Annotated in this window: 1 protein-coding gene; it reads right to left on the bottom strand. The window is 71.1% G+C overall.

Annotated elements, in window-relative coordinates; translation table 11 throughout:
* Nucleotides 1-29: 29 nt before the first annotated feature.
* Nucleotides 30-1,450 (bottom strand): IS701 family transposase (locus tag DT019_RS39005; protein WP_317617864.1); only part of this gene is annotated, 1,421 nt, incomplete at its 5' end.

Raw genomic sequence — 1,450 nt, forward strand, 5'->3', positions numbered from 1 at the left:
CGGTAGTTCGTTAAACCCGGCGGTAAAGATCAAGGGGTCTGCCGGCGGTGACCGCGTCGATCAGGGCCTGGAGTTCGGGTGGTGGGTCGGTGTCCGTCCAGGCTCGCCACCAGCGGTGCAGGGTGGTGGCCGGGGTGAGCCAGGAGCGGACGGCGCGCAATGCCCTGGGCCAGCAGGGAAGTTGGGGCGGGTGGGGCGTGGCTGTTCCCCCTCTCTGGCCGGTCGTCGGCGCAGGGGTCCGGCGCGGTGGTGTCCAGTGGTCCGGGTGGGGCGAACCATTGGTCCCAGCAGAAGGAGAACGCGCAGTTCACCAGGGTCTGGTGGTGGCGGATGGCGGTGTCGGAGCGGACCTGGAAGTCGGCCCAGCCGAGTTCGTCCTTGATCTGCTTGTAGCTCTGCTCGATCCACGGCCGCAGTCCGTAGAGGCGGACGATCTCGGTGAGGTCTGCCGGCGGGTGCGCACTGGTGGCAGCGTGGGGTGCGTCGGGGTGGGGCAGGTTGGTGGCCGGGTACCAGGTGGCTTTCTCTGGCAGGGCGGCCGGGTCGGTGGTGGCGACGACCAGCCGTACCCGGCCGTGGGGGTGCCAGCCGCCGAGGGTGGTGTCGGCGGCCCACCAGGTCTCGGTGTGGCCGTCGCGGAAGTGGCGTTCGACGGGTGTCCAGTCGCCGGGGTGTTCGGCATCGTGCCAGGCCAGGGCATGGGCGGCGTCGATGGGGGTGTGCGGCTGGTCGGCGGGGGCCCAGGTGCCGCGGTGCGGCTTGAGGTGCACCACGTAGGGCAGGCGGGTCTCGCGCAGTGCGAGGTACCAGTCGTCGCTGACGCTGTAGGCGCAGTCGGCCACCACCGCCCGGCAGGCGAAGCCCGCCTCCTTGCCCCGGGCCGCAAGAGCCGCAGCGATCTGCGGTTTGGTGCGGAAGCCGGGGTCGGCCCGGCCCCGCGTGAAGTGATGGGCGGGGGTGTAGGGCTGCGCGTGCAACGGGTAGGACACCCGGCCGTCGGTCCACACCGTGGTCACCGTGACGATGCCGTTGTCGGTCTTGCCCAGCCGTCCCAGCCACTGCCGGCCCACGTGCGCGGTGGCCGTGCCGTCCTTGCGGTCCCCGGAGTCATCGATGACCAGCACCCCGGCCCCGTGCGGCGCCAAGGCGGGGTCGGCCCGCAGCAGTTCCAGCCGCCGGGCGTTGATCTGGTCGCTGTCCCAGTGCGACTCGGAGAGGAAGTACTGCAGCCGCTGTACGCTCGGCGAGCCCGCGCCGAGAACCGGCTCGGCCCCGGCCAGGCAGGTCAGCGTCTTGTTCCGGTCCCGTGGCGCGAGCAGCCCGGTCAGGTACTCACGAAACCCACGCCGCTGGGCGAGGTTGAGGAACAGATCATCGAAACAGGCCGCGTACTCCTCCAACGGTCCCGGCGCAGGCAGACACATCCGTCGCTCAGTCATCACGCCCCCAC

This window comes from Streptomyces sp. SDr-06, from assembly GCF_003324565.1.
Classification (GTDB): domain Bacteria; phylum Actinomycetota; class Actinomycetes; order Streptomycetales; family Streptomycetaceae; genus Streptomyces.